Genomic DNA, 24,587 nt, shown 5'->3' with positions numbered 1-24,587 from the left:
CTGGCGGTTCGATAGCACGGCCTCGCGGCCCCGTCATCGCCCACCCGCGCGGGCGGGAAGGGCGGGCGCCGCGCGGGCGCCCGCCGCTTCTGCGTCAGTTCGCCTGGCGGCGAAGGAAGGCCGGGATCTCCATGCGGAGGTCCTCGTCATCCTCCACCGAGTCCTCGATCCGCTCCGCCGGCCGCTGCGCCGGGCGCGGCGCTGCGGGGGCGACGGGCTCGGCCCGGCCGACCGGCTGGGCCGAGCGCGCAGCCGTCGCGCCGCCGCCCGTCATCCGGTGGATCAGGCTGTTGAGCCCGAAGCGCCCGCGCTCGGCCTCCCCGCCCGGGGAGACCTGCGCTGCGTCGCGCATCCCCTGGACGGTGAAGGGCGTCGGGTCCCCGGCATGGGCCGGGCGGCGCGGCGCCGGTTCGGGCGCCTCCGCGCGCGGGTCGCCGGGCTGCACCGGGGCGGGAGCGATATAGGCCTCCGCGCGCGGCGCGGGGGCGGAGGGCGCCTCCTCCTCTGCGAAGAGGTTCGGCTCGGCCGGAAGCGGTTGCGGCGCGGGGCGCGGCGCGGGCTCGGCCGGGCGCTCCGCCGCGGCGGGCATGGCGGAGGCGCGGCGCGGGGCCTCCGGCGTCGCCGGCACGATCCGGGCGGTCGCGGCCGGGCGCCGCTCCACCGGCGTCGGCCGGTTCTCCGCCATCGCGGCCGCGTCGATCCCCGTCGCGACGACGGAGACGCGCATCCGCCCCTCCATGTCCGGGTCGAGCGTGGAGCCGACGATGATGTTCGCCTCCGGATCGACTTCCTCGCGGATGCGGTTCGCCGCCTCGTCGAGTTCGAAGAGCGTGAGGTCGTAGCCGCCGGTGATGTTGATGAGGACGCCCTTGGCGCCCTTCAGGCTCACCTCGTCGAGCAACGGATTGGCGATGGCCTTCTCCGCGGCGTCGATCGCACGGGTCTCGCCCTCGGCCTCGCCGGTGCCCATCATGGCCTTGCCCATCTCGTCCATCACGGCGCGCACGTCCGCAAAGTCGAGGTTGATGAGGCCGGGGCGGACCATCAGGTCGGTCACGCCCTTGACGCCCTGATAGAGCACGTCGTCCGCCATCATGAAGGCTTCGGCGAAGGTCGTCCGCTCGTTGGCGATCCGGAAGAGGTTCTGGTTCGGGATGATGATGAGCGTGTCCACCACCTGCTGCAGCGCGTCGATCCCGCCCGCGGCGAGGGTCATGCGCTTCGACCCTTCGAACTGGAAGGGCTTGGTGACGACGCCGACGGTGAGGATCCCCATCTCCCGCGCGACGCGGGCGATGACTGGCGCGGCTCCGGTGCCCGTGCCGCCGCCCATCCCGGCGGTGATGAAGCACATGTGGGAGCCTTCGAGATGGCGGATGATCTCCTCGAGGCTCTCTTCCGCCGCGGCGGCGCCGATATCCGGCTTCGCCCCCGCGCCGAGCCCCTGCGTGACGCCGACGCCGAGCTGGAGCCGCCGGCTCGCCCGCGTCTGCTGAAGCGCCTGGGCGTCCGTGTTCGCGACCACGAACTCCGCGCCTTCGAGGTTCTTCTCGATCATGTTGTTGACGGCGTTGCCGCCGGCGCCGCCGACGCCGAACACGGTGATGCGCGGCCGGAGCTCGTCGGGCTCCGGCGACTTCAGGGTAAGGGCCATGTCATCCGCCTGTATTTGCCACTGCTGCCACGCCTTCGTTGTTGAGTTGAGGCGTTATCGAAAGAGAGTAACGCAGGGGAAGAATCATGTCGATTCGAAAACCCCTAAAAGCCTACCAATTCTCGCGGAACCACCGCACCGCGCCGACGAGCCGGAGCCGCGGCGCGAAGGCCGCCGCCGGCTCGAAATCCCAGGCCTCGTCCTGCGGCCGCGCGGCGTGGAGCGCGAGGCCGACTACGGCCGCGCAGTCCGGCCCGCTGACCGAGGCGGGGAGGCCCGCGACGCGCATGGGCCGCCCGATCCGCACCTGCCGGCCGAGGATGCGCTGCGCCGTCTCCTCGATCCCCGTCAGCTGGGCGCCGCCGCCTGTCAGCACGATGCGCCGGCCGGGGAGGTTCTGGAACCCCGCCCGATCGAGCCGCCGCCGCGCATCCTCCAGGATCTCCTCCAGGCGCGGGCGGATGACGCCGATCAGCGCGGAGCGGGAGATGCGGCGCCGCTCCGCCGGATGGTCGCCGCCGAGATGCGGCGCCTCGATCAGCTCGCGCTCGTCCATGCCCGTGGCGATGGCGCCGCCATGCCGCGTCTTGATCCGCTCCGCCTCCGCCACCGGCATGGAGAGGCCGACGGAAATGTCCTGCGTCAGGTGATCCCCTCCGAGCCGCGCGCTGTCCGCATGAACCAGCCGGCCGCGCAGGAAGATCGAGATGTCGGTCGAGCCGGCGCCGAGGTCGATGCAGGCGGCGCCGAGCTTCTGCTCGTCCTCCACCAGCGCCGAGAGGCCGGAGGCGCAACCGCCGATCACGACGCCCGCAAGTTCGAGGTCGCAGCGCCGGACGGAGGCGGCGAGGTTGCGGAGCGGCGTCCGGTCCACCGAGACGGTGTGGAGATCGACCCCGAGCGAGCGGGCCGCCATGCCCCGCGGGTCCGCCGTCGCCGTCCGCCCGTCGAGCGTGTAGTTGACCGGCATGGCGTGGATCATCTCCCGCCCCTCGCGCCGCTCCGGCTCCTCCGCCGCAGCGAGGGCGCGGGCGATGTCGCGCGACCCGGCCTCCTCGCCTTCGAGCTCCGCCTCGCCATAGACGGCGTGGCTGCGCGGGCGGGCGCCGGAAAGCGCCGCGATCACCTGGTCGACCCGCGCGCCGGCGGATTTTTCGGCCCGCTCCAGCGCGGTGCGGATCGCGCGCTCCGCCTCCTCCATCTCCACGATCTCGCCGAGCCGGACTCCGCGGGAACGAGTGAGGCCGGCGCCGACGACGCGGAGCGCGGCATGCGCCTCATGCGCCGAGCCCTTCGCCTCCGCCGCGGCGAGCCGCGCCGCGTCGACCTCAAGGATGAGGCAGACGGTCTTGGCCGAGCCGACGTCGAGCACGGCGATGAGCCCGCGGCGGAGCGCCGCGCGGAGCCGCTCGCGCATCGAGCGCATGTCGGAAAGGGTGGTCATCATGCGTCTTTACCGGGGGTTCGGGGTTTCTTCGTCTCGTTCCGCGCCGCCGCCGCCTCCGGCGTAAGGCGCAGGGTCGGCCGGCCGGCGATGCGGAGGTCGACATGGGTGACGGCGCGGCGCGTTAGCCGCTCCCCGGCGTCGAGCGCTGCGGCGTAGCCCATCGCGTCCGCCGCGCCCTCCGCCGGCAGCATGATGACCGGCCCCTCGTGCAGGATCGCGTCCCACCGCCGCTCCCCGACCCGCACGAGCCCGCGGAGCCGGGGGCCGAGCCCGGCCGCGGCGGCGAAGATCGCCAGCGCCTCCTCCGCCGCCGCATCCGCGCCTTCGCCGGCGACGAGCGGGAGGTCTTCTCGCGCCGTGCGCGCGGCGAGCGGCCCGATCTCCGCCCCGGTCGCGTCGACGAGGGAAAGCGCCCCGCCCCGGCGCCAGACGAGCGCAGGCAGACGCTCCTCCACCGTAACGATCATCGTCTCGGGGGCCGAGAGCCGGACGGAGGCGGAGGCGACCGCGCCGAGAGCGGAAACCGCGCTCCGCACCGCTTCCGCATCCGCCGCGAGGGAGGAGGCGCCGCGCCAGGGCGCGAGCGCGGCCTCCACCGCCGCCGTCACCTCCAACCCCGCCCCCCGGACCTCGATCCGCCGGATGGCGAATTCCGGGCGCGCCGTCACCGCCTCCCGCGCCGTGTCGAAAGCGGCGAGCCCCGCGGCGCGGAAATCCGGCTGCGCCGCGGACCAGACGAGCGCCGCGGCGAGCGCGGCGAGCGGCGCCTGCACCGTCGCCGCCCGGCGGAACCGCGCGCTCCGCCAGAGCCGCTTCAGCCGGAAGCCGAGGCGAGAGGGCGCCGGGTCGTTCCTCAGGGCGATCAGCCGCGCGCTCAGCGCCCGCATGAGGCGTCCTCCACCATCCAGCGGCAGAGCGCGGCGAAGTCGATCCCGAACAGCGCCGCCTGTTCGGGAATGAGCGAGGTCGGCGTCAGGCCGGGCTGGGTGTTGACCTCCAGCACAATGAGTCCCTCCGCGCCCTTCGTCTCGTCCCACCGGAAATCGGTGCGCGAGACGCCGCGGCAGCCGAGCGCGCGGTGGCAGGCGAGCGCATGGGCACGGCACGCCTCCGTCACCTCTTCGGGAATCTCTGCGGGCAGGATGTGGCGGGAGCCGCCGGGGCTGTATTTCGCGGTATAGTCGTACCAGCCGGTAGTCGAGACAATGTCCGTCACCGCCAGTGCCCTGTCGCCCATCACCGCCGCCGTCAGCTCCCGCCCCGGCGCGTAGCGTTCGACGAGAAGCATGTCCGGCGCCCCGGCGTCGAGCTTCGCCGGGCCGTTGGCCTGTTCGCGAACGATGTAGACGCCGACGGAGGAGCCTTCGTTGTAGGGCTTCACGACATAGGGGGGCTCCATCGGGTGCCCCCGCTCCACCTCTTCGCGCCGGACGAGCCGGCCCTCGGCCACGGGCACGCCCGCGGCGGCGAAGACCTCTTTGGCACGGACCTTGTCCATCGCGAGTGCGGAGGCGAGGACGCCGGAATTGGTGTAGGGGAGGCGCATGACCTCTAGGAGGCCCTGGACGCATCCGTCCTCCCCGCCGCGCCCGTGCAGCGCGTTGAAGACGACATCCGGCGCCGCCGCGGCGAGCCGCTGCGCGAGGTCAGGCCCCGCGTCGATCTCGATCACGTCGTATCCCGCGTTCCGCAGCGCCTTCGCGGATTCCGCCCCCGAGACGAGGGAAACCTCGCGCTCGGCGGACCATCCGCCCATCAACACCGCCACGCGCGTCGTCCTGCCCGACATCCGCGCCTCGCTTCTCACCCCTCTGACGGGGGCTATTCGCCTGTTTTCGCCGGGCTTTCCCCGGTCTCGCCTGCTTCGGGGAGAACCCCGATCCGACGTATCTCCCACTCTAGCTTAATGCCCGATGAATTGAGAACCCTTTTGCGGACAAGTTCGCCCAGATTTTCGAGATCGGCCGCGCTGGCCCCGCCGGCGTTGGTCAGGAAGTTCGGGTGCATCTCGTTCATCACCGCCCCGCCGAGCCGCAGCCCGCGGCAGCCCGCCTCGTCGATCAGCTTCCAGGCCATCAGCTCCTGCCCGTGATCGCCCCGCCCGGTGGAGGAGAAGCCGGCCGGGTTGCGGAAGGTGGAGCCGGCCGTGCGGTCCTTCACGGGCTGCGTCTCCGCCCGTTTCGCCAGCGCCGCGGCCATGCGGGCGCGGATCGCCTCGGGCTCGTCAGGGCTCCCGCACAGCGTCACCGAAGTCAGGATCGCGCCTTCGGGGAGGTTTGAGGAGCGGTAGGCGAAATTCATGTCCTCCGGTCCGAGCGTGATCGTCTCGCCCGCGCGGGTCACCGCCTCCGCGCTCTCGAACACGTCGGCCATGTAGGCGCCGTAGCAGCCCGCGTTCATCGCCGCCGCGCCGCCGATGGAGCCCGGAATGGTGCGCAGGAACTCAAGCCCGCCAATCCCGGCATCCGCCGCCGCTTCCGCGACGCGCGAGTCGAGCGCTCCGGCCCCGGCGCGGATGCGCGCGCCCGGCAGCTGCTCGACCGCGCCGAAGCCGCGCCCGGCGATGCGGATGACGAGTCCGGGCACGCCCCCGTCCCGCACGATAAGGTTGGAGCCGACGCCGATGATCGTGACGGGCGCCTCCGGCGACAGCTCGGCCATGAAGGCGGCGAGGTCCGCGGCGTCCGACGGGATGAAGAGCAGCTCCGCCGGCCCGCCGACCCGGAGCCAGGTGAGCGGCCAGAGCGGGCGCCCGGCATGGAGCCGGCCGGCGAAGCGGGCGGCGAGGTCTTCGGGCCGAGCGCCGGTCATGCGCGGAGCCGAGGGGTTGGGCAGGGAAGCACGCCCGCCCGGCCATCGCGCGAAGGGAACCGTCTGCGCCCGGCCGATCTGACCTGCGTCAGATCGGCCCGCGGTCGTCGCCCCCCCGGCGACCGCGAGTCCGCGCTCGCCGCGACGACCACGGCCCGATCTTCGACCGACGCGGCGGCTTGGCGCCCCTCGGCCTCCGGCTTGCGCCTCCGGCCGAACGGCCCCGGCGGCTTTCCACCGGAAGGCCGCCTTTCGGGGCCGTGGCGCTTCGCCCGCCCCACCGTCACGCCTCCGCCGCCAGCTTACCCGGCAGCGCGTTCGCCCAGGCCGAGATCGACCCGGCGCCGAGGCAGACGACCATGTCCCCCGGCCCGGCATGGGCGCGGACGAAATTCGCGAGCCCCGCCTCCTCCTCCACCCCGTGCGCGTCCCGCACGCCGTGGGCGCGGAGGCCCTCGACCAGCGCGTCCCGGCTCACGCCCTCGATCGGCGCCTCCCCCGCGGCGTAGACCTCCGCGATGCCGACCGCGTCCGCGTCGTTGAAGGCGCCGCAGAACTCGTCGAAGAGGTCCGCAAGCCGCGTGTAGCGATGCGGCTGGTGAACCGCGATCAGCTTGCCGGAGCAGGCCGCCCGCGCCGCCTTCAGCACCGCCGCGATCTCGACAGGATGGTGCCCGTAATCGTCGATGATCTCCGCCCCGTTCCAGCTTCCGACACGGGTGAAGCGCCGCTTCACCCCGCCGAACCCGGCGAAGGCGGCGCGGATGTCCGCGTCAGAGACGCCAAGCTCCTTCGCCACCGCGATGGCGGCGAGCGCGTTGCTCACGTTATGCGCCCCCGGCATCGGCAGCGTGAGCCCCTCGATCCGCGCGCCGCCGCGGAACGCGACGTCGAAGACGGCGCGCCCGCCCTCATAGCGCAGCCCCTCTCCCCGCACGTCCGCCTGCCGGGCGAAGCCGTAGGTGACCTTCCGTCGGTCGTCCACCAGTCCGACGAGCCGCTGCACCTCCGGATGGTCGATGCAGAGCACGGCGAGGCCATAGAAGGGGATGTTGGAGACGAAGGCGAGGAAGGCGTCCCGCACCCCTTCGAAATCGCCGTAATGATCCAGATGTTCGGGGTCGATGTTCGTCACGATGGCGATGGTGGCGGGGAGCTTCACGAAGGTCCCGTCGCTCTCGTCCGCCTCCACCACCATCCATTTTCCGGTCCCGAGCCGGGCGTTGGAGCCATAGTTCTGGATGATGCCGCCGTTGATCACGGTCGGGTCCAGCCCGCCGCCGTCCAGGAGGGCGGCGACCATCGAGGTCGTCGTCGTCTTGCCGTGGGTGCCGGCGACCGCGACGTTGGATCGGAGCCGCATCAGCTCCGCCAGCATCTCCGCCCGCCGCACGACGGGCAGGCCCGCGGCCCGCGCCGCGTCCAGCTCCGGGTTGCCGGGCTTGATGGCGGAGGAGATGACGACGACGCGCGCGCCCTCCACATTCTCCGCCCGCTGCCCGACGAAGATCTTCGCCCCCATCCCCGCCAGCCGCTCCGTGATCGGGGAGGCGCGGAGGTCAGAGCCCTGCACCTGATAGCCGAGATTGAGCAGCACCTCCGCGATGCCGGACATGCCGATGCCGCCGATGCCGACGAAATGGATGAGCCCGATGTCGAGCGGGAGGGCGATTGTCATCATGCCGGGGGCTTTCCTTCGCTGATCCGCTCCACGAGGTCGGCGAGCGCCGCATCCGCCGCGGGCCGGCCGAGCCGCCGCGCCGCCTCCGCCATCGCCGCCGCACGCGCCGCATCCTCGAGAACGGCGCGCACATGGCCCGCGAGCGCCGCCCCCGTCAACCCCGCCTCGGGCGCGAGGATCGCCGCGCCCGCCTCCGCCAGCGGGCGGGCGTTCGCCGTCTGGTGGTCCGCCGTCGCCGCCGGGAAGGGGATGAGGATCGAGGGCCGGCCGATGACGCCCAGCTCCGCCACCGTGGAGGCGCCGGAGCGGCAGATGACGAGCTGCGCCGCGGCGATCCGCTCCGGCATGTCGGCGAAGAAGGGCGCGACCTCCGCCGCGGGCCCGAGCGCGGCGGAGAGCGCCGCCGCCTCCGCCTCACGCGCCTGCGCCGTGATCTTCAGCCGCGCGCGGAAGCCTTCGGGGAGCGCCGCCAGCATCTCCGGCAGGAGACGGGAGAGGGCGGAGGCGCCCTGGCTGCCGCCAAAGGCGAGTAGGTTCAGCGCCCCCTGCCCCGGCGGCGCGTAAGGCGCTTGCGCCGCCGCCTTCGCTGCGGCCCGCACCGGGTTGCCGATGTCGACGAGCCGCGCGCCGGAAGGCGCGCCGACGAGAGGGGAGACGCCGCAGGCCACCGCCTCAACCCGGCTCGCGAAGGCGCGGTTGACCCGGCCGAGAACGCCGTTCTGCTCATGGATCAGCCGCGGAACCCCGCGCAACCCCGCCGCCGCCAGCGCCGGGAGCGCCGGATAGCCGCCGAACCCCGCCACCGCCGCCGGCTTCGCCCGCCCGAACCAGGCCCACGCCTCCGCCACGCCCTTCGCGATGCGGAGGGGGGCGACCGCCTTCGCCGCCATCCCGCCCCGCGCGAAGGTCGCCGCCGAAAGCGCGCGCCGCTCCACCGCCGCCGGGAAGCCGCCGGCGTAGCGGAGCCCCCGCTCGTCCGTCGAGAGCGCGACGCGCCAGCCGCGGGCGAGCATCGCCTCCGCCAGCGCCTGCGCCGGGAACATGTGCCCGCCCGTCCCCCCCGCGGCGATGACGAGAAGCCGCCCGCTCATCGCCGGCCGAGCCTGTCCGTCACATGGTCCTGCGGGCGGCGGCGCGTGAGCGAGAGGAGGAGGCCCATCGCAATGCCGGAGGCGAGCATTGAGGAGCCGCCATAGGAGACGAAGGGCAGCGTCATACCCTTCGCCGGCAGGAGCGTGAAGGTCACGCCGATATTGATGAAGGCCTGCACGCCGAAGAGCACGGCGAGCCCCGCCCCCGCGACGCGGGCGAAGGCGTCCCGCTCCCGCATCAGGCGGGTCAGCGCGCGGAGCGTGACGAAGAGATAGAGCCCGATCACCGCGAGGCAGAAGAGCAGCCCGTATTCCTCCGCCGCCACCGCCATCACGAAATCGGTATGCGCGTCCGGCAGGGACCATTTCACCGACCCCTCCCCCGCGCCGACGCCGAAGAGACCGCCCTTCTGCACGGCGGTGATCGCATAGCCGATCTGGCTCGTCGGATCGACTTCGGGCGCGAGGAAGTCGTCGATCCGGCTCGCGACGTATTCGAAGTTCGTATAGGCGAACCAGACGAGCCCGACGCCGAGCCCGACGAAGCCGACGATGAGGAGGATCGGCGCGCCCCAGGCGAAGAACATCGCCCCCCAGGCCGCTATGACGAGCAGCGCCTGCCCGAAATCCGGCTGGATCGCCAGCGAGGCCACGACGGCGAGCGTCACGAGGAAGGACATGACGACGCCCGGAGGCCCGCCCGGCCGAAGCGCCGCCGCCATCATCCAGCCGGTCAGCACGGCGAGGCCGGGCTTCAGGAATTCCGAGGGCTGGACGGACAAGCCGAACGAATACCAGCGCACCGCGCCCTTGCCGAAATCCGTGCCGAAGACCGGCAGGAACAGCACCGCGACGAAAGCGGCGAGAAAGAGCCGCACGCCGTTCCGCCGCGCCTGGTCCGGCGGCATCACCGAGATCGCGACAATCACCGCATAGGCGACGACGGCGAAGACGACATGGCGCGTGACGAAATAGAAGGGCGGCAGGCCCCGCTTCTCCGCCAGCGGCACCGAGGCGGCGAAGCTCATCAGGAGCCCGACGAGGATCAGGAGCGCGAGCGCGCCGAGCGAGAGCTTGTCCACCGTCCGCCACCAGCGGCCGAGGATCGACGGGTCGCCATAGCCGGCCGGCGCGGCGTGGTAGCTGATATCGGTCATGCGCCCCCCTCGACGATGCGGCGGGCGGCCTCGCGGAAGGCGTCGCCCCGCGCCTCGAAATCCCGGAACTGGTCGAAACTCGCGCAGGCGGGGGAGAGCAGCACCACGTCCCCCGGCTCCGCCTCCGCCGCGGCGCGGGCGAGCGCGGCGGCGAGGTCGCCGCAAAGCGCGTTCGGATGATCGCCCAGCGTCTCCGCGAAGGCCGGCGCCGCCACCCCGATCAGATAGGCCTTGGCGACGCGGGGAAAGAGCGGCGCGAGCGGCGCGATCCCCCCCGCCTTCGGCACGCCGCCCGCGATCCAGCGGATGCGGTCATAGGTCAGCAGCGCCTTTTCCGCCGCATCCGCGTTCGTCGCCTTAGAGTCATTCACGAAGCGCACGCCCCGCGCCTCGCCCACGAGCTCCAGCCGGTGCGGCAGGCCGGGGAAGTTCCGCATCCCCGCCTCGATCACCTTCGGCCCGAGGCCGAGCGCGCGGAGCGCGGCCCAGGCGGCGCAGGCGTTCTGGTGGTTGTGCGCCCCCGGCAGCGCCTTCGCCTCGCGGAGGTCGAAGGCGGCGGCCTGCTTCGCGCCATCCCATTCCGTCAGGTGGTTGCGGTTCATGTAGACCGAGCGGCCCTGCCCCTTCAGCTTCGCGCCGGCCGAGACGCGCGTCAGCCGCGCGCCATCCTCCGAAGGGTCGTCCGTCGCCGCGGCGAGGAAGCGGCCGAAATCGTCGTCCACGCCGATCACCAGCGCCTCCGGCGCTCCGAGTTCGAAGAGCCGCCGCTTCGCCGCGAAATAGCCGCCAAGGCCGCCGTGACGGTCGAGATGGTCGGGCGAGAGGTTGAGGAACACGGCCACGTCCGGCGCTAGGGTCCGCGCAAGGTCGGTCTGGTAGGAGGAAAGCTCGAGCACTATCGTCTCCCCGTCCGCCGGCGGGTCGAGGTCGAGCACGCCGCGGCCGATATTGCCGCCCATCTGCCGGGGGCGCCCCGCGGCGCCGAGAACATGGTCGATCAGCGCCGTCGTCGTCGATTTCCCGTTCGAGCCGGTGACGGCGACGATCCGCACCCGCGCGCCCGTCATCTGCACGGCGCGGAAGAAGAGCGACACGTCATTGTCCACCAGCGCGCCCGCCGCCCAGGCCGCCCGGATCGCCGGATGCGCGGCGGGCGGCAGATGCGGCACGCCGGGGGACACAACGAGTAGCGGCATGTCCGCCCAGGGCTTCTCCCGCGTCAGGTCCTCCACCGCGAAGCCCGCCGCCTCCGCCGCCGCCCGCGCAGCCTCTCCGTCATCCCAGAGCACGGGCTGCGCCTCCCCCGCCCGGAGCGCGCGCGCCGCGGCGAGGCCGGAGCGGCCGAGACCGAGCACGCCGACGCGCCGCCCTTCGTATCCGCGCACGGCGATCATGCGCGCCTCCAGCGGCGGCGTAGGAGAGCGGCGGCTCCGGCGAGAAGGCCGAGGCCGGAAAGGCCGGCGACGAAGGGCGCGGCGGAGGCTCCGACGGCGCGCGCGAGGAGGACGTCCGGTGAATAGGGCGAGACGGGGAAGACCGAGGCCTGCCCGCAGAGCCTCATCCCGACTTGCGGCAGCGCCACATCCGAGCCGCGAATCCGCGTCTCCCGCACAGGCGAGGGCGCGCTGTCGCGCGCGTCGGTCTCAGGCAGATCGAAGGCGAAGCGGTAGGCCCCTTCGCCGAAGTCGGGCCGCGTGTAACCGTCCAGAGGCGCAAGCAGCGCCACGCTCCAGTTCGGCCTCCGCTCCCCCCTTACGGTCCGGATCGTTTCGACGCGGATCACCCACGGCCGCCCGGTGAGCAAGCCCTTGAGCCTCGTTTCACCGTGCTCGACGCTCGTAACGAAGCCTACGATCTCCACTTCGACGTCCGGCATCCTGTCGCTGCGCGCGCCGATCCAAGCCGGATTCAGCAACTCGTCTCCCGTGACCCGGCAGGCATGCGCCGACCCCGGCGCCAGCACGAGGAGCCCCGTCGCGGCGAGGATGGCCCGCGCGATCATCCCGCGCCCTCCCGCCCCTTCGCCCGCGCCGCCTCCAGCCGCGCCTCCTCCCGTTTCGCCTCATCCCGCGCGCGGAGGAGCCGCGCCACCCCCTCGCCAAAGGGCGCGGGCCTCGCCGCGCGGAGCTTCAGCCAAAGGCCGGCGATCCAGGGGGAGGCGACGCTCATCACCGCAGCTTCAGCGAGGCGAGCCCGATCAGCGCGAGGATGAGCGCGATGATCCAGAATCGGATCACCACGGTCGGCTCGCGCCAGCCCTTCTGCTCGAAGTGATGATGGATCGGCGCCATGCGGAAGACGCGCTTGCCCGTCAGCTTGTAGCTGGCCACCTGCACGATGACGGAAACGGCCTCCAGCACGAAGAGCCCGCCGATCACGGCCCAGACGATCTCGTGCTTGATCGAGACGGCGATGGCCCCGAGCGCGCCGCCGAGCGAAAGGCTCCCGGTGTCGCCCATGAAGACCATCGCGGGCGGCGCGTTGTACCAGAGGAAGCCGAGCCCGCCGCCGATCAGCGCCGCGGCGAAGACGGTGATCTCACCCGTCCCGGCCACATAGTGGATCTGGAGATATTCGGTGAAGTCCGTCCGCCCCACGACATAGGCGATGACGCCGAGCGAACCCGCGGCGATCATCACCGGCATGATGGCGAGGCCGTCCAGCCCGTCCGTCAGGTTCACGGCGTTCGCGCTGCCGACGATGACGAACATCGCGAAGGGGAAGAAGAGGAGCCCGAGCGGGATCAGCACCTCCTTGAACACCGGCACGGCCAGCTGCGTCTGGAGCGGCTCAGGCTGGAGGCTCGTCGCCCACCAGGAGGCGAGGGCGGCGATGGCGAAGCCGATGGCGAGCCGGTGCCGGCCGGAAAAGCCGCGATGGGATTGCTTCGTGACCTTCAGGTAATCGTCCACGAATCCGATGGCCCCGAAGCCGAGCGTGACGAAGAGGACGAGGAGCACGAAGCCGTTGTCCATCCGCGCCCAGAGCAGGGTCGAGACGACCATGGCGGCGAGGATGAGCACCCCGCCCATGGTCGGCGTTCCCGCCTTTTCGAGGATGTGGCTCGCCGGCCCGTCCGAGCGGATCGGCTGCCCCTTGCCCTGCATACGCCGCAGCCGGTCGATGATCGGCCGCCCGAAGAGGAAGCCGAAGACGAGCGCAGTGAAGAACGCGCCACCCGCGCGGAATGTGATATAGCGGAAGAGGTTGAAGACATCCCCGCCGGTCGAGAGCGGGGTGAGGAGTTCATAGAGCATTCAGGCCTCTCCCCCTTCCGGCGCGGCGGCGCCCAAGCGCTTCACCGCCGCCGCCACAGCCGCCATTTTCGAGCCGAGCGAGCCCTTGACCATCGCGACGTCCCCCGCGTCAAGCTTCCTCCCCGCCGCCTCCGCCAGTTCGGCGGAGGAAGGGAACCACTTGCCCCGCTTTTCCGGCGGCAGCGCCTCATGCAGCGCGCGCATCAGCGGCCCGCAGGTATGGACGACATCCACCCCCGCGATCTCCTCGCAGGCGGCGAGCCCGGCATGCATCGCCTCCGCCTGCGGTCCGAGCTCCAGCATGTCGCCGAGAAAGGCGACGCGGCGGCCCTTCGCGATCCGGCCGATATCGTCCTCCGGCTTCGCGGCGGAGAGGACCGCGAGCGCCGCGCGCATCGAGACAGGGTTGGCGTTGTAGCTCTCGTCGATCAGCGTCACCCCGCCGTCGATCCCGCCCGCGCCGAGCGCGATGCGCCAGCGCGAGCCGCGGCCCTCGGGCGGGGCCCAGCCGCCGAGCGCGAGCGCGGCGCGCGCCACATCCGCCCCCGCAGCCTCCGCCGCCGCGAGCGCGGCCAGGGCGTTCATCGCGAGATGCCGGCCCGGCGCGCCGATCTTGAAGATGAGCGGCCGGCCGTGAAGGCTCGCCCGCACCACCGTCGCCGGCCCCGCAAGCCGCGCCCCTTCGAGCCGCGCCTCCGCCCCCTCCGCCGCGCCGAAGCGGAGGATGCGCGCGCCCTTCGCCCGCGCCGCCGCTTCGAGCCGCGCGAAATGCCGGTTGTCCACGTTGAGGACGGCGAGCCCGCCCTCCGCCAGTCCTTCGAAAATCTCCGCCTTCGCGTCCGCGATCCCCTCCTCGTTCGCGAAATTCTCGAGATGGACGGCCTCCACCGTGGTGATGATCGCGATGTCCGGCCGCACGAGGCGGGAGAGCGGCGCGATCTCCCCCGCATGGTTCATGCCAAGCTCGGCGACGATGAAGGCCGCGCTCCGCGGCGCCCGCGCCAGCGTGAGCGGCGCCCCCCAGTGGTTGTTGAAGCTCTTTTCCGCCGCATGGACCTCCCCCGCCGTCGCGAGGCAGGCGCGCAGCATCTCCTTCGTCCCCGTCTTGCCGACCGAGCCGGTGACGCCGATCACCTTCGCGCCCGAGCGCGCTCGCGCCGCGGCGGCGAGACCGCGGAGCGCGGCCAGAACGTCCTCCACGATCAGGAGCGGCGCGCCCTCTGGCGCTCCCTCCGGGATGCGGGAGACCATCGCGGCGGCGGCGCCCGCGGCGAAGGCGGCGGCGACGAAATCGTGCCCGTCCCGCTGGTCCGCCAGCGCGACGAAAAGGTCGCCGCGGGCGAGCGCGCGGCTGTCGATGGAGACGCCGGAGGCGGAGAAAGGCGCGGTCGCCCGCCCGCCCGTCGCCGCCTCGGCCTCCTCCGAAGTCCAGAGCGTCATCTCTCCGCCTCCCCGTCCAGCGCCGCGACCGCGGCGCGGGCGATTTCCGCGTCGTCGAAGGGATGCGTAACGCCCATGATCTCCTGCCCGGTCTCGTGCCCCTTTCCCGCGATCAGAAGGCGGTCATGCGGCGACAATGAGTCGACGCCGCGGAGAATGGCTTCCGCCCGGTCCCCCGCCTCCTCCGCGCCGGGGCAGCCCGCCATGACCTCGGCGCGGATCGCGGCCGGATCCTCGTTCCGCGGGTTGTCGTCCGTCACGATCACGACATCGGCGCCCGCAGCGGCGGCGCGGCCCATTTCCGGCCGCTTGCCCCTGTCCCTGTCCCCGCCCGCGCCGAAGACGACGACGAGCCGCCCCGGCGTGTGGAGCCGGAGCGCGGCGAGCGCCGTGGCGAGCCCGGCGGGCGTGTGGGCGTAGTCGACATAGACCGCCGCGCCGTTCGCCCGCGTCGCGACCCGCTCCATCCGCCCGCGCACGCCGACGAGCGCCTCCATCGCGCCGAACACCGCCTCCGGCGCCTCCCCCGCCCCGATGGCGAGCCCCGCCGCCGCCATCGCGTTGAGCCCCTGGAAACCGCCGACGAGCCCGAGCCGCACGCGGCGCGGCGCGCCCCGCCATTCGAGGTCGAGGCTCTGCCCCTCCGCATCGAACCGCGCGTCGAGCAGGCGCAGGCCCCGCGCCGCCTCCCGGTCCCGCCCGTATGGGATGACCTCCGCGCGCCGCGCGGCGCGGAGCGCCTCCGGGAAGCACGCCTCGTCCGCGTTGATCACCGCCGCCGCGCCCTCAGGCAGCACCTCGGAAAAGAGCCGGAGCTTCGCGGCGAGATAGGCATCGAAGGTCTCGTGATAGTCGAGATGGTCGCGGCTGATATTGGTGAAGGCCGCCGCGGCGAGCCGCGCGCCGTCCACCCGGTATTGCGCGAGGCCGTGGCTCGACGCCTCCATCGCCGCATGGGTCACGCCCTCCGCCGCCAGCGCGGCGAGGAGGCGGTGGAGCGCCACCGGGTCCGGCGTCGTCATCGCCGGGGCGAGAATGTCCGCCCCCTCCACGCCGACCGTGCCGAAGCTCGCCGCGCGCCGCCCGAGCGCGGCGAAGATCTGCCGCGCGAAGCTGGCGACCGAGGTCTTGCCGTTCGTCCCCGTCACGGCGACGAGCGTTTCGGGCTGCGCGCCGAAGAAAGCCGCGGCGGCGAGGGCGAGGCGGCGGCGCGGCTCGGGGTCGATCACGAAGGGGACGGGCCAGGAGCCGATATCGGCCTTCGCCCGCTCCGCCCCCGCCTCGTCCGCCAGAACCGCCGCGGCGCCCATCCTGACCGCATATTGCGCGAATTCCGCGCCGTCGAGCCGCCCGCGGAGCGCGGCGAAGAGGAAACCCGGCTTCACCTCCCGGCTGTCCGCCGTCAGGCCCGCGATGGAGAGACCGGGCTCCGGGGCGGGCCCCCGATGCGCCAGCCCCGCGAGGCCGAGCGCGGCGAGCGTCCGCCCGTTCAAAACCGCGCCCCCGAGGCCGCTCCGGCGACCTCCGCCGGGTCGATCGGCTTCGGCGCCGGGCGCATGCCGAGCACCGGCGCGATGCGGCGCACGGCGAGCCCGGCGGTCGGCGCCGCCGTCCAGCCGGCGGTCCGCCAGGTCCGCCCGTACTTGAAGGTCGAGGCTTCGTCGAGCGTCACCACGATCACGTAGCGCGGATCGGACATCGGGAAGGCGCCGGCGAAGGTCGTGATGTTCCGCCCGCCGTCATAGCCGCCCGCCGAGGGTTTTTCCGCCGTCCCGGTCTTGCCGCCGACCTCGTAGCCCGGAACCTCCGCGAGGTTCGCCGTGCCCTTCTCCTCCGCCACCACCGCGCGCAGCATCTCGCGCAGATGACGCGACGTCTCGGCGGAGACCACGCGGTCCGCCTCCGTCGGCGCCGGCGCGCCGGGGATCAGCGTCGGCTTCACCTTCAGCCCGCCGTTCAGCAGCGTCGCATAGGCCGCTGCGAGATGGAGCTGCGTCGCGGCGAGGCCGTGGCCGTAGGAGATGGTCATGGTCGAGAGCTGGCTCCAGTTCGCCGGATAGAGCGGCTGGCCGAGCCGCGCCTCCGCGATCTCGACCGGCGTGGGCTCAAGGAGGCCTAGCTTCCCGAGAAAGTCCTTCTGCCGCTCCGCGCCGATGGCGACGGCGACGCGCGCGGTGCCGACATTGGAGCTTTCCACGATCACGTCGCGCAGCGTCATCTGCGGCGGCATCTTGTGGAAGTCGCTGATGCGGAACCTGCCCACGCGGAGCGGCCCGGTCGTGTCGATCAGGCTTCCCGGGCCGTAGAGTCCGAGCTCCATCGCCTGCGCGGCGGCGAAGGTCTTGAAGGTGGAGCCGAGCTCGAACACGCCCTCGGCCGCCCGGTTCATCATCGGGCGCGTCTTGGCCACTACGGGGTCCCGCGTGTCCGGCCGCGCGTTCGGGTCGAAATCGGGGAGGGAGACCATCGCGATGATCTCCCCGTTCCGCGCGTCCATCAGCACGGCGGAGGCGGCGATGGCGCGGAAGTCGCGCATCGCCGCCTCCAGCACCTCCGTCATCGCCGTCTGCGCCGCGAGGTCGAGGGAGATGCGGAAGGGCTCGCCCGCGCGCGCCGGGTCCCTCAGCGCGTTGTCGAGCCGCCGCTCGACGCCCGCGAGGCCGACGAGCTCGGCATGGTCCACGCCCTCCGCCCCCACGGTCGCGCCGCCGAGGACATGCGCGCCGATCCGCCCGGCCGGATAGATCCGCGTCTCCCGCCGCCCGAACTCGACGCCGGGGAGGCCGAGATCGTGGACCGCCTGCTTCTCGGCCGGGCTCACCGGCCGCTTTACCCAGACGAACTTGCGCCCCGGCGCGAAGCGGGCGCGGAGCGTCTCCTCCCCGACGCCGGGCAATGCGGAGGCGAGGAGCCGCGCAGCCTCCGCCGCATCGATCCCGGCGCGGGCGGTGACCTCGGGATGCGCATAGATCGCCCAGGTCGGCAGGTTGGCGGCGAGGATCCTCCCCTCCCGGTCCACGATCGGCGCGCGCTCCGCCGGCGGCGGCCCGCCCGCGACTTCGAGCGCCGGCTCCTCCGGCTCCGCGACCGCGGTGAGCGCCATCTGGCCGGCGAGCGTGGCGTAGCCGAGCGCGAAGCAGCCGGCGACGAGCCAGAGTCGCCATTCGGCGAGGTCGGCGCGCGCCTTGCGCCGCGCCTCGCGCGCGCTCTCACGCCTTTGCGCCCTCTGCGCGATGCGTTCGGCGCCCTGGTCGCCGAGAACGCGGATGAGCTCGTCGCGCCGCGTCATCGGTCCACCCTCTCGCGGGCGGGCGCCGGCGCGCTCCGGGCGGCGGTTGCGGCCGCCTGCGGCGCGGGGGCCGGGGCGGGCGCTGCGACGAAGGCCGGCGCAGGGGCAAGTGCGGGGGCCAGTGCGGGCTCCACCGCCTCTTGCGGCGCCGCCCGAACGGCCGGGGTCGCCGCGACACGGGCCGTCGGCGCGCCTTCCCCGGGCTCTCGCGCGGGCTCGCGCCGGCGCGGCGCCGCCTCGCCGGGAAAGAGCGCGTCGAGATCGATCAGCGCGACCGGGTCCATGCCGTCGTCCGGCTCGATCAGCGGCGCCTCCGCCGTCTCGCCGAAGCGCTCCGGCGTCAGCGGCTCGAGGCCGAGCGGCGCGCCATGCGCCGCAACGAGGGCGGTGAGCCGGTCCGGCGCGTTGAGCCAGGCCCATTCGGCCCGCAGCACCGCCAGCGCCTCCCGCTCCGCCGCAATGTCCCGGTTGAGCCGGGCCACGTCGCGCAGGGCGTCCTTCGTCCGGTAAGTGACGGAGAAGGACCAGGAGGCGACGGCGATGAGCGCCGCAAAGGCGAAGAGATGGAGGACCCAGCGCATCAGCGCATCCCCCGCGAGGCGCCCGGGAGCGCCGGCAGGCCGAGCGCGGCGGCGGAGACGGCGCCGGCCGGCGCGCCCGTCCGCCGTGCGGCGCGGAGCTTCGCGGACCGCGCGCGCGGGTTCCGCGCCAGCTCCGCCGCGCCGGGCTCCAGCGCCTTCCTCGTCACGATCTCGAAGGCGGGCGCCTCCCCCGCCGCCGCCGGCGCATGGCGGGAGCCGCCGGGCGCCGCGCCGCCGCGGAGCCGCAGGAAGCGCTTCACGATCCGGTCCTCCAGCGAATGAAAGCTCACGACGGCGAGAATCCCGCCCTCCGCCAGCAGCGCCTCGGCGGCGGAGAGCCCGCGTGCGAGCTCCCCGAGCTCGTCGTTCACAGCGATGCGCAGCGCCTGGAAGACCCGCGTCGCGGGATGCGGCCAGCCCGGCTTCGGCCGGGGCAGGCAGCGCTCCACCAGCGCGGCGAGCGCGCGCGTCGTCTCAATGGGCGCGTCGGCGCGCGCCGCGACGATGGCGCGCGCGATGCGGCGGGAGGCGCGCTCCTCCCCGTAGAGGAAGAAGATGTCGGCCAGAGCCGCCTCCTCCGCCCGGTTCACGATCTCCGCCGCGCTCGGCCCTTCCGCGCTCATTCTCATGTCGAGCGGGCCGTCCTTCATGAAGGAAAAGCCGCGCCGCGCCTCGTCGATCTGCATGGAGGAGACGCCGATGTCGAACACCGCCCCGTCGAGCGGCCCTTCGACAAGCTCCGCAAGGTCCCCGAACCGCCCCTCGACGATCTCGAGCCGCCCGGCGAAGGCCGGCGCCCAGTCCCGCCCGCGGGAAACCGCCTCCGGATCGCGGTCGAGCGCGATCACGCGCCCCGCCCCCGCTTCGAGCAGCCCGACGGAATAGCCGCCCGCGCCGAAGGTCCCGTCGAGATAGGTCCCGCCCCGCCCCGGCTCCAGCACGGAAAGAACCTCCGCGAGCATCACCGGCTCGTGGAGCGCGCGCGCCGCGCGAAGCGCCGCCTCCGCGCTCATGCCGTGCGCGCCGTGGACCAGGGCAGCGCCGAGGCGTTCTCCCGCGCCGTGCGGCGGAGATCGGCCTTCATCGCGGCGTAGTTCTCGGGCTTCCAGATCTGGAAATGGGTGAGGCGGGAGATGAAGAGCGCGTCCTCCTCGATCTCCGCCAGCGCCTTCAGGTCGGCCGGCAGCACGATCCGCCCCGTCCCGTCGAGCGGCAATTCCCGCGCCTCGCTGCCGAGCGCATCCGAAAGCGCCTCGGCCACCGGGTCGAAGGGCGGCATGGTCATAACGCTTTCGGCGAGGCGGCGATAATGGCCCGCGCCGAAGCCCATGATGGCCGGGCGCTCCATGATCTCGGGCATGAGGTAGAGCGTGGAATCCCCTCCGTCCCGCAGCGCATTGCGGAAGGGCGCCGGGATCGAGACCCTGCCCTTCGCATCGACCTTGTTGGTCGCGCTGGAGTGGAAGATCGTCTGCACCGCCCGCTCCCCGCCTCTCCCTCTTTCTCCGCGCCGCTCCCGCCGCCCGGATGTGAAACGGGCCGCGCACCTCTCGGGATGCGCGGCCCTCAGCCTGTCCCTCGGCGCCGTCTGACTGCGCCCGCCGCGTTTTCGCGGTCGTCTTCGCCTCAAGCAGCGCCCCGGCGCCTGTATGAACCTGCCGATTTATCGTTGAGGCCGGAGGTCGCTGCTTGAGATGGTGATAGCATGGGATTTCATGGTCAGCAAGGGATTCGTATGGGCAATTCATGGGACGACGCCCGCAGATTCCATCGAATGCGAGATAAGTCACATCTTGGCCGTGTATTTGTTTCTTGTTTGTTCCTTTTGTTCTTTGATTGTTCACCAAGGTTAACAGGAATCTCATGGGATTTCCCGCCACAGCGTGCGGAAGGGCGGCTCAGAGCTCCGCGGAGCGGGCCAGAAGGGCCCCGATGGCCGGCCGGGCCGGAGCGCCGCCGCTCATCGCCTCCTCGACGATGGCGCGCACGGCGCCGAGCTCGACCGAGCGGAGCGCGTATTTCACCCGGCCGACCGAGGCCGGGCGCATCGAGAGGCTGCGGAAGCCGAGCGCGGCGAGCGCCAGCGCCTCCTCCGGTCTGCCCGCCGCCTCCCCGCAGAAGGAGATCGGCGTCCCCGCCGCCGCGGCGCGGGAGGCGACGCGGCGGAGGAAGGTAAGGAAGGGCGCGGAAAGCGCGTCATACCTTCGCCGCACCCGCTCGTTCCCCCGGTCCGCCGCGAAGAAGAACTGCATCAGGTCGTTGCCGCCGACCGAGAGGAAATCCACCTCCCGGAAGAAGGCGGCGGAGGCGTAGGCGAGCGAGGGCGTCTCCAGCATCGCGCCGACCTTCAGCTCGGTCGTCACCGTATAGCCGAGCTTCTGGAGCCGCCCGTGAGTCTCCGTCAGGATCGTCCGCGCGGCGTAGAACTCCGACTCGTCCGCCACGAACGGGAACATGACGGAGAGCGGCCGCGCGCCCGCCCCCCTCAGCAGCGCCTGGAGCTGCATCTTCAGCGCGAAGGGCTTGTCGAGCCCGACGCGGATCGCCCGCCAGCCGAGCGCCGGGTTCTCCTCCTCCGGCCGCTTCATGTAGGGCAGCACCTTGTCCGAGCCGATGTCGAGCGTGCGGAAGATCACCGGCGCGCCCTGCGCCGCGTCGAGCACCCGGCCGTAGAGCGCCGCCTGGTCGGCCCGCCGCGGCAGGGTCGGCCGCGTCAGGAACTGCAACTCGGTGCGGTAGAGGCCGACGCCTTCGGCCCCGACCTCGAAAAGGTTCGGCATGTCCGAGAGCAATCCGGCGTTGATCTGGAGCGCGATGCGGTGGCCGTCCCGCGTCTCGGCCGGCAGGGCGCGGATCGCGCGGTAGCGCGCCTCCGCTTCAGCCGCGAGCGCGACCTTCTCCTCATAGGCGATGCGGAGATTCTCCGGCGGGCGGAGAAAGGCCTCGCCCCGGTCCGCGTCCACCACGATGGCGTCGCCGTTCCGCGCCTCCGCCACGATCCGCTCCGCGCCGACGACCATCGGGATGGCCAGCGCGCGGGCGACGATGGCGGCGTGCGAGCCGAGGCCGCCCTCCTCCATCACCACGCCGCCGAGCCGCTTGCCATGGTCGAGCAGCTCGCCCGGCCCGATCGTGCGGCCGACGAGCACCGCGCCCTCCGGCGGCGCGCCGTTCGGCGCCCCGCCGCCGAGCCGGCGCAGCAGCCGGTTGGCGAGATCGTCGAGATCGTGGAGCCGGTCCCTCAGATAGGGGTTCGCCGCGCGCTCCATCCGGCTCCGCGCGGCGGACTGCACCCGCTCCACCGCCACCTCCGCGACGACGCCGGCGGCCACCGCCTCGTGGAGCCGCCGGAGCCAGCCCTTGTCATGCGCGAACATCCGGTAGGCTTCGAGCACATCGCGATATTCCGCCGTCGCCTCGGTCATGTCCGCGGTCACCAGCGCGTCGACCTCCTCCCGGAGGTCGGCCATAGCGGCGTCGAGCCGCGCGCGTTCGCCCTCGACATCGTCCGTGAAGGGGTTGGTGATCGCCGCCTTCGGCTCGTGCAGGTGGACGACGCCGATCGCCGCGCCGTCCGAGGCGCCGACGCCTTCATAGGCTTTCGGCGCGGAGCGAACGAGGTCGAACCCCTCGCCGGTGAACTGCCCGGCGTCGGCCATCTCGGCGATCACCATGGCGATCACCTCGAGCGCGTCGATCTCGTCTTCCGTATAATCGCGCGCCGCGGCGTTCTGCACGACGAGAACGCCCATGACCTTGCCGAGCCGCTGGATCGGCACGCCGCAGAAGCTCGAATAGATCTCCTCCCCCGTCTCGGGCCGGTATTCGAAACCGGGCGCACGCGGCGCATCGCGGGAGGCGAAGGGCTCGGCGGAGGCGGCGATGCGGCCGACCAGCCCCTGCCCGAAGCGGAAGCGGGTGCGGTGGACGGCCTCCTTCCGGAGCCCCTCCGTCGCGCAAAGCTCCAGCATCTGCTCCTCGCGCAGGAGATAGATCGAGCAGACCTCCGCCACCATGTTGACGGCGATGACGGAGACGATCCGGTCGAGCCTCGCCTGCGCGTCTCCGGGCTTCGCCATGACCTGGCGAAGCCGGCGCAGCAGCACGCGCGAGCCTATGTCCGCCGGTGGCGGCATTTGCGAGTCCCCCTGTCCCCGGCGCGTTCTGCGCCGGCGTTCAGACCTTGTCGAGACCGAAGGCCGCGTGCAACGACTGCACGGCCAGTTCAAGATATTTGCGGCTGATGAGCACGCTCACCTTGATCTCCGACGTCGTGATGACCTTGATGTTCACGCCGTCCGACGCGAGCGCGCTGAACATCGTCTGCGCCACGCCCGAATGGGAGCGCATGCCGACGCCGACGACGGAGACTTTCGCCACATCGTCGTCCACCACGATCTCGCGATAGCCGATCTTCGGCTCCGCATTCTCCAGCAGGTGCTTCGCCCGCGCCACGTCATCCTCCGCGCAGGAGAAGGTCATGTCGGTGAAGCCGTCCTCGGAGATGTTCTGGACGATCATGTCCACGTTCACCCCGCCCTCGGCGAGCGGACCGAAGATCGAGGCGGCGACGCCCGGCCGGTCCGCCACCTTCAGCAGCGTGACCTTGGCCTGCCCGCGCTCGGCGGCGATGCCGGAGACGACGTTCTTCTCCACGATTTCCTCCTCTGGGCAGACGAGCGTGCCCGGATCGTCGCTGAAGCTGGAGCGGACCATCAGCTTCACCCCATGGTTCATGGCGAGCTCGACGGAGCGCGTCTGGAGCACCTTGGCGCCGAGCGAGGCCAGCTCCAGCATCTCCTCGAAGCTGATGCGGGCGAGCTTCCGCGCCTTCCGCTCGATCCGCGGGTCCGTCGTATAGACGCCGTCGACATCCGTATAGATATCGCAGCGCTCGGCGCCGAGCGCGGCGGCGAAGGCGACGGCGGAGGTGTCGGAGCCGCCGCGGCCGAGCGTGGTGATCCGCCCCTCCGGGCTCACGCCCTGGAAGCCGGCGATCACCGCGTGCATCCCCTGCCCGAACCGCTCCTCGATCTTCGTCGTGTCGATGCCGGTGATCCGGGCCGAGCCGTGGGCGGAGGTCGTCGTCACCGGGGCCTGCCAGCCGGCCCAGGAGCGGGCGAGCACGCCCATCTCCTGCAGGACGATGGCCATCAGCCCGCTCGTCACCTGCTCGCCGCTCGCCACCACGCTGTCATATTCGCGCGCGTCGTAGAAACCGGGGCTGTTCGCCCCCGGCGTCGCCGCCGCCTCGCGCACGTAACCCACCAGCCGGTTCGTCTCCCCCGCCATGGCGGAGACGACGACGGCGACGTGATAGCCCGCCTCGACCTCGCGCTTCACGCGCGAAGCGGCGTTGCGGATTCGCTCCAGGTCGGCGACCGAGGTGCCGCCGAACTTCATCACGAGACGGGGGGGTGTCGTCATCCGCGGCTCCTGCTCGCCCGGCCGTCCCGGCGGGCGGGTGCGCTATATCGCCGGGGGCGCGGGGGGGCAAGGCGTTCGGGTGGCGCTACACAACGGGGAATTCGGCGGGGCCCGTCCGGCCGACCCGGGCGTCAACGCGCCCCGCAAGGCGCTCCCCTCCCCCCGTACCGAGAGGACGGACAGGCAGGGGGGCGCCCGCACCGGGATCCGACAGTTGGGGTATCATGGTATATTCACCTTTAACCCCATAGACTTATCACCCCTGCGCACTGTGCGCATCCCCTCAATCGTCCCGCCTTGGCAGGAACGGGAGCGGGGCGACCGGCACACCCTCCTCGATCAGCGCCTTCGCCTCCTCGGCCGTCGCCTCGCCGTGGATCGGGCGGGCCTCGGCCTCGCCGACATGCATGGCCCGGGCCTCCGTCGCGAAGCGGCGGCCAACCCAGGCGGATTTCGCCTCGATCTCCCGCCGGAGCGCGGCGAGCTTCTCCACGATCTCGGCCGGGGCGGGGGCGGAGAGCATCGGCTCCGCCGGCGCCGCATTCCGGTTGCCCTTCACCGGCACACCCGGCGCCATCAGCGCCTTTTCCACCTTCGGGGAGCCGCAGAGCGCGCAGGAGACGAGGCCCCGCGCCGCCTGCTCGTCATAGGCGGCGGCGGAGCCGAACCAGGCTTCGAAGGCGTGGCCCTGGGCGCAGCGAAGGTCGTAGCGGATCATGGCCCCTCTCTATCTCGCAGGATGATATATAAGA

The 24,587-nt window shown here is 72.5% G+C and carries 21 protein-coding genes; all 21 read right to left on the bottom strand.

The annotated features are described in order from the left end of the window. Positions 1-94 precede the first annotated feature (94 nt). The 21 genes from ftsZ to ACE37J_RS21295 all read right to left on the bottom strand — a co-directional run bounded on the left by ftsZ (position 95) and on the right by ACE37J_RS21295 (position 24,553). Entirely contained in the window at positions 95-1,654 is a 1,560-nt protein-coding gene (gene ftsZ / locus ACE37J_RS21395) for a cell division protein FtsZ (RefSeq protein ID WP_409715756.1), read from the bottom strand. Between the two features lie 112 nt (positions 1,655-1,766). Further along, on the bottom strand, positions 1,767-3,098 hold the full coding sequence (gene ftsA / locus ACE37J_RS21390) for a cell division protein FtsA (RefSeq protein ID WP_409715753.1): 1,332 nt from the start codon (positions 3,096-3,098) through the stop codon (positions 1,767-1,769). Further along, a complete protein-coding gene (locus tag ACE37J_RS21385; protein WP_409715750.1) occupies positions 3,098-3,988 on the bottom strand; it encodes a cell division protein FtsQ/DivIB in 891 nt (296 codons plus the stop codon). The genes ftsA and ACE37J_RS21385 overlap by 1 nt, the downstream gene beginning before the upstream one ends. Further along, positions 3,976-4,890, bottom strand: a complete 915-nt coding sequence (locus tag ACE37J_RS21380) for a D-alanine--D-alanine ligase (protein WP_409715747.1) — start codon at positions 4,888-4,890, stop codon at positions 3,976-3,978. The genes ACE37J_RS21385 and ACE37J_RS21380 overlap by 13 nt, the downstream gene beginning before the upstream one ends. A 32-nt stretch (positions 4,891-4,922) precedes the next feature. Further along, positions 4,923-5,912 (bottom strand): UDP-N-acetylmuramate dehydrogenase, encoded by a 990-nt coding sequence (gene murB, locus ACE37J_RS21375; protein ID WP_409715744.1) that lies wholly within the window; start codon positions 5,910-5,912, stop codon positions 4,923-4,925. Positions 5,913-6,195: 283 nt separating this feature from the next. Beyond that, entirely contained in the window at positions 6,196-7,593 is a 1,398-nt protein-coding gene (gene murC, locus ACE37J_RS21370; protein ID WP_409715742.1) for a UDP-N-acetylmuramate--L-alanine ligase, read from the bottom strand. After that, the gene (locus ACE37J_RS21365; protein WP_409715739.1) at positions 7,590-8,684 is read right to left on the bottom strand and encodes a UDP-N-acetylglucosamine--N-acetylmuramyl-(pentapeptide) pyrophosphoryl-undecaprenol N-acetylglucosamine transferase; all 1,095 of its coding nucleotides are present in this window, start codon (positions 8,682-8,684) and stop codon (positions 7,590-7,592) included. The genes murC and ACE37J_RS21365 overlap by 4 nt, the downstream gene beginning before the upstream one ends. Continuing rightward, positions 8,681-9,841, bottom strand: coding sequence for an FtsW/RodA/SpoVE family cell cycle protein (locus ACE37J_RS21360; protein WP_409715735.1), 1,161 nt, complete (start codon positions 9,839-9,841; stop codon positions 8,681-8,683). The genes ACE37J_RS21365 and ACE37J_RS21360 overlap by 4 nt, the downstream gene beginning before the upstream one ends. After that, complete coding sequence (gene murD, locus ACE37J_RS21355) at positions 9,838-11,235, bottom strand: UDP-N-acetylmuramoyl-L-alanine--D-glutamate ligase (RefSeq protein WP_409715732.1); 1,398 nt, start codon at positions 11,233-11,235, stop codon at positions 9,838-9,840. Before murD ends, ACE37J_RS21360 begins: the two co-directional genes overlap by 4 nt. Further along, positions 11,232-11,843, bottom strand: coding sequence for a hypothetical protein (locus ACE37J_RS21350; RefSeq protein ID WP_409715729.1), 612 nt, complete (start codon positions 11,841-11,843; stop codon positions 11,232-11,234). The genes murD and ACE37J_RS21350 overlap by 4 nt, the downstream gene beginning before the upstream one ends. Next, a complete protein-coding gene (locus ACE37J_RS21345; RefSeq protein ID WP_409715726.1) occupies positions 11,840-12,010 on the bottom strand; it encodes a hypothetical protein in 171 nt (56 codons plus the stop codon). The genes ACE37J_RS21350 and ACE37J_RS21345 overlap by 4 nt, the downstream gene beginning before the upstream one ends. Beyond that, positions 12,010-13,098 carry a phospho-N-acetylmuramoyl-pentapeptide-transferase gene (mraY, locus tag ACE37J_RS21340; RefSeq protein WP_409715723.1) on the bottom strand — a complete coding sequence of 363 codons (1,089 nt, stop codon included), beginning with the start codon at positions 13,096-13,098 and terminating at the stop codon, positions 12,010-12,012. Before mraY ends, ACE37J_RS21345 begins: the two co-directional genes overlap by 1 nt. Next, a complete protein-coding gene (gene murF / locus ACE37J_RS21335; RefSeq protein ID WP_409715720.1) occupies positions 13,099-14,538 on the bottom strand; it encodes a UDP-N-acetylmuramoyl-tripeptide--D-alanyl-D-alanine ligase in 1,440 nt (479 codons plus the stop codon). It lies immediately after the preceding gene. Continuing rightward, entirely contained in the window at positions 14,535-16,031 is a 1,497-nt protein-coding gene (locus ACE37J_RS21330) for a UDP-N-acetylmuramoyl-L-alanyl-D-glutamate--2,6-diaminopimelate ligase (RefSeq protein ID WP_409715717.1), read from the bottom strand. Before ACE37J_RS21330 ends, murF begins: the two co-directional genes overlap by 4 nt. Then, a complete protein-coding gene (locus ACE37J_RS21325) occupies positions 16,028-17,827 on the bottom strand; it encodes a peptidoglycan D,D-transpeptidase FtsI family protein (RefSeq protein WP_409715715.1) in 1,800 nt (599 codons plus the stop codon). Before ACE37J_RS21325 ends, ACE37J_RS21330 begins: the two co-directional genes overlap by 4 nt. Continuing rightward, positions 17,824-18,408 carry a hypothetical protein gene (locus ACE37J_RS21320; protein ID WP_409715712.1) on the bottom strand — a complete coding sequence of 195 codons (585 nt, stop codon included), beginning with the start codon at positions 18,406-18,408 and terminating at the stop codon, positions 17,824-17,826. Before ACE37J_RS21320 ends, ACE37J_RS21325 begins: the two co-directional genes overlap by 4 nt. Further along, complete coding sequence (gene rsmH / locus ACE37J_RS21315; RefSeq protein WP_409715709.1) at positions 18,408-19,421, bottom strand: 16S rRNA (cytosine(1402)-N(4))-methyltransferase RsmH; 1,014 nt, start codon at positions 19,419-19,421, stop codon at positions 18,408-18,410. Before rsmH ends, ACE37J_RS21320 begins: the two co-directional genes overlap by 1 nt. Next, a complete protein-coding gene (locus ACE37J_RS21310) occupies positions 19,418-19,885 on the bottom strand; it encodes a division/cell wall cluster transcriptional repressor MraZ (RefSeq protein ID WP_409715706.1) in 468 nt (155 codons plus the stop codon). Before ACE37J_RS21310 ends, rsmH begins: the two co-directional genes overlap by 4 nt. A 421-nt stretch (positions 19,886-20,306) precedes the next feature. After that, a complete protein-coding gene (gene ptsP, locus ACE37J_RS21305; RefSeq protein WP_409715703.1) occupies positions 20,307-22,544 on the bottom strand; it encodes a phosphoenolpyruvate--protein phosphotransferase in 2,238 nt (745 codons plus the stop codon). A 40-nt stretch (positions 22,545-22,584) separates the two neighbouring features. After that, positions 22,585-23,835, bottom strand: coding sequence for an aspartate kinase (locus tag ACE37J_RS21300; protein WP_409715700.1), 1,251 nt, complete (start codon positions 23,833-23,835; stop codon positions 22,585-22,587). Positions 23,836-24,118: 283 nt separating this feature from the next. Next, positions 24,119-24,553: a DUF1178 family protein gene (locus ACE37J_RS21295; RefSeq protein WP_409715697.1), complete on the bottom strand. Its 435-nt coding sequence runs from the start codon at positions 24,551-24,553 to the stop codon at positions 24,119-24,121. Between the last annotated feature and the right edge of the window lie 34 nt (positions 24,554-24,587).

The sequence above is a fragment of the Pikeienuella sp. genome, assembly GCF_046290545.1.
Lineage (GTDB): Bacteria > Pseudomonadota > Alphaproteobacteria > Rhodobacterales > Rhodobacteraceae > Pikeienuella.
Note: the sequence above shows the minus strand (reverse complement) of the source record. Positions and strands in the feature narration are given on the sequence as shown.